Raw genomic sequence first — 3,766 nt, 5'->3', positions numbered from 1 at the left:
TTCTTCGCCACTAATTCTGCCATCTTGGCTTCAATAGCCGGAAGGTCAGATTCTTTAATGACAGCTTCCCCCGGATCCACATCATAATAGAAACCGTTTTCGATAGCAGGACCAATACCGAACTGAATACCCGGATACAATTCCTGTAAAGCTTCGGCCAGCAAGTGAGCACTGGTATGCCAGAAAGCGTGTTTACCCTGCTCATCTTCCCATTTATAGAGAACAAACTCAGCATCCTCATTGATAGGACGTCCCAAATCATAAATCTCACCGTTCACGCCACATGCCAGCACCTCCTGTGCCAGGCGTGAACTGATACTTTCTGCAATCTGCAGTCCCGTTACTCCTTCGTTATACTCACGTACGGAGCCGTCTGGAAATGTTATCTTTATCATAATGTTGTGTATATTTCAATTTTCAGAACGCAAAAATAGCTAATTCTTTTTTGATATTTTATTTTTTAGCAAAAAAATGTTATTCACGCGTATCGGTAAATCTCTTTATAATATTATAAGCTGATACGATACCCAATTCACCCGCCTTACTCAGATCTGTAATTCCCTGCTTGTTGTTACCCAAGAAGATATGAGTCAAACCACGGTTGAAATAAGCTTCAGCAAAGTCTTTGTTCAATTCGATAGCCTTATTATAATCCTCTAATGCCCCACGGTAATCTTTCAACATTGATAATACATTGGCGCGGTTATAATAGCCATAAACAAAATCAGGAGCCAATTGGATGACATGATCCAAATCATTTTTCACAATATCATAATCTATTGACGTTACTTCTGGTTGTTTCTTACTATCGGAAGAAGCTCCGGGAACACCTTCAGTTAACTCAGCTTCCGCTTTTTTATATTCCAGCTGTTTGTAGCGCACCAATGCTCGCATGAAATAAGCCGGGAAGAATTTATCATCCAGCAAAATCGCCTGCGTAAAGTCATCAATGGAGCTGGCAAAGTCTTGGACCAAATAGAAGTCAAGCCCACGTAAGAAACGTTTCTTGGCATCTTTGTCATCTGCAACAATATCCGAGGTATGCGAGTCGACCAAAGCAAAATGGAATCTCACTTGTTCTTCCGTCAACGGAGCTTCCATATTGGTGATACGCAAAGGCTTCGGGAACAATTTAGAATGATTCAACTCCTCGATATACTTATGGAAATGGACGATACGTTTTACCTCGCTTAATTTCTCATAATAGGTCAGCGCATACATCGGCTCCATCTTGATAGATACATTCCGGTCTTGTACACGTCCGCGGTAATCACTCTTATACTTCTCATCCTGCTCAGAGTCGTCAGCAATCACAATCTTCCGATAATTGTCCATATTCTTATCGGACTTTTTACGCGTCTTGCTCTTATCCTCACCATCCTGAGCATTATTATCCGCGACATCCTTATTATCTGCTGTAACTCCGTTACGTTTGTCAATCTGCATCTTCATGAGTTTGAATTCATCCTGTTCAGCCCCCTTACGATCACCGATCTTCTTACGAGCTTCAGCACGATGATAATATCCTGCCATAAAGTTGGGGTATTCATCAATCACTTTCGAATAATCACTGATTGCACCACGATAATTTCCGGTCTGTGCACGTAGCAAACCACGGTTGAAGGTTGCCATCATATTATCCGGCTCTATCTGCAGAACGAAATCAAAGTCTTCTATTGCACGGTTATCATCACCCACCTGAGCACGGAGCAAGCCACGGTTATAGTGTCCGAGGAAGTTATTCGGATCAATATCCAATGCCAGATCATAATCACTCATGGCACCTCTCAAATTATTCTGATGAAAACGAGCCAATGCACGATTAATATAATTACCTGCATTCTTTGCACTCAAATGAATAGAATGATCCAAGTCAGCTTCAGCATCCGCATACTTTCCTTGTTGCAGACGGACAATAGCGCGTGCTCCCCACCCGTCAGGATCATAGCGATCCATTTCAATCGCCTTTTCAAAATCATTCAAGGCCTGTATCGTATCTTTCTGCTTCAGTGATACTTCACCACGCATCAGATAAGCACGAGTGTATCTGGGCGCTATTTTCAACAATTTTCCCAAATCCTCTTTAGCTGCTCCATAGTCCTCCTTCTGCATGTGGCAAAGAGAAAGATTATGCCACAAGACAAGATTTTCCGGATCATATTTCAAGGCTGTCTTATAATCCTCTATGGCTCCGTCATAATTATTCTGCCGAATACGAGCCAACCCACGTATTTGATAAGCGCCTACCACAAAAGGATTGCGTTGGATAGCAGCATTACAGTCCGCTTCCGCACCTTGAAAATCATCCAGATTAATCTTTGCCAAACCACGAAAGAAGTAAGGCTCATATAAATAAGGCTTAGCGTTAATTACCTGGTTGAAATACTGGATAGAAAGCACATAGTCTTCAAAATACAATGCATTGCGCGCGATTGTCATCACCCGCTCCGTATTGATCTGCGCACACAGCAACGTTGGAAGCAACAGGAAAGCCGTCAGTATCTTTTTTATCATCTTGTCTTATAAATGCTTGTAAACGAAACAAATTTAATGCTTTTCATTTACCTAGCAGGATTAGCGGAAGACTTTTTATATTTTTTGAGCCTTTTATACCATATTATAAGATTGGCTTATTTCACAGTTTTCACTTTATACGTGCAATGAGCTTTGCCCTTCAACATCGCATTCAGTTTTCCCTTAATCATTTGTTTACGTAGGGGAGACAAATGATCAATAAACATCTTTCCCTCCAAATGATCAAATTCATGTTGCATCACACGCGCCAGATAACCTTCAACAACCTCATCATGTTCTACCATATTTTCATCCATATATGTAACATGAATTCTATTACCACGTTTCACAGACTCATGGATACCAGGAAGACTCAAACACCCTTCTTCCATAGATATTTCTTCACCAGATACTTCAAGGATATGAGGATTGATATATGCTTTCCGAAAATTCTTATATTCCGGATAATCTTCAGACAGTACATCCAAATCTACTACTACAACACGAATAGGAAGTCCAATTTGTGGAGCAGCAAGTCCCACACCTTCTGCATGGTCCATCGTTTCGAACATATTCGCTATTAACTCTTTCAAACCAGGATAGTCGGGAGTAATATCTTCCGCCACTTTTCTCAATACGGGCTGCCCGTACACGTAAATGGGTAAAATCATTGTTTATCTAATTACAAATTATTAAATCACTATTATATATAAGTATATATACCTTATTATTATAAGGCAAAACGTTTATTCTCCAAATAACTTTGTAGGATAATAGTCGCACTGATTTCATCTACCAAAGCTTTATTCTGTCGATCTTTTTTCTTCAGCCCAGCCTCCAGCATAGTACGATGTGCCAAAACAGAAGTAAAACGCTCGTCAACATACTCAACAGGCATTGCCGGCAATTTTTTCTTCAACAAACGAACAAAAGGCTCTATTCGCTTCATATTTTCCGAAGCTTCATTGTTCATTTGTTTAGGAAGCCCTACAAGAATGCGTTCCACCGGTTCTTTTCCTACATAATCAAGGATGAACGTCAACAGTTCATGTGTAGGTACAGTTGTCAACCCGTTAGCAATCATTTGCAACGTATCGCTGACGGCTATCCCCGTACGCTTTTTACCGTAATCAATCGCTAATATTCTACTCATAATGGGCTACAAAATTACGATTAAAATTTGATATTTGACGCATCTGCTGTCATAATAACAAAAAAGGAGGCCTAACTCATGTTAAGCCCCCTCTCTTGT

4 protein-coding genes are annotated in these 3,766 nt (G+C 40.4%); all 4 read right to left on the bottom strand.

Features of this window, described 5'->3' with window-relative positions:
* Window positions 1-395: TGS domain-containing protein (locus BACCELL_RS20670; RefSeq protein ID WP_007214001.1), on the bottom strand; the 395-nt coding region annotated here is incomplete at its 3' end.
* A gap of 79 nt (window positions 396-474) precedes the next feature.
* A complete protein-coding gene (locus BACCELL_RS20665; RefSeq protein ID WP_007214000.1) occupies window positions 475-2,514 on the bottom strand; it encodes a tetratricopeptide repeat protein in 2,040 nt (679 codons plus the stop codon).
* A 116-nt stretch (window positions 2,515-2,630) separates the two neighbouring features.
* A complete protein-coding gene (gene def, locus BACCELL_RS20660) occupies window positions 2,631-3,185 on the bottom strand; it encodes a peptide deformylase (protein ID WP_007213999.1) in 555 nt (184 codons plus the stop codon).
* A gap of 59 nt (window positions 3,186-3,244) precedes the next feature.
* Window positions 3,245-3,667 (bottom strand): Holliday junction resolvase RuvX, encoded by a 423-nt coding sequence (gene ruvX, locus BACCELL_RS20655; RefSeq protein ID WP_007213998.1) that lies wholly within the window; start codon window positions 3,665-3,667, stop codon window positions 3,245-3,247.
* Window positions 3,668-3,766 lie beyond the last annotated feature (99 nt).

It is taken from the genome of Bacteroides cellulosilyticus DSM 14838, assembly GCF_000158035.1.
Taxonomy (GTDB): domain Bacteria; phylum Bacteroidota; class Bacteroidia; order Bacteroidales; family Bacteroidaceae; genus Bacteroides; species Bacteroides cellulosilyticus.
This window is presented reverse-complemented; position numbering and strand designations above follow the sequence as displayed.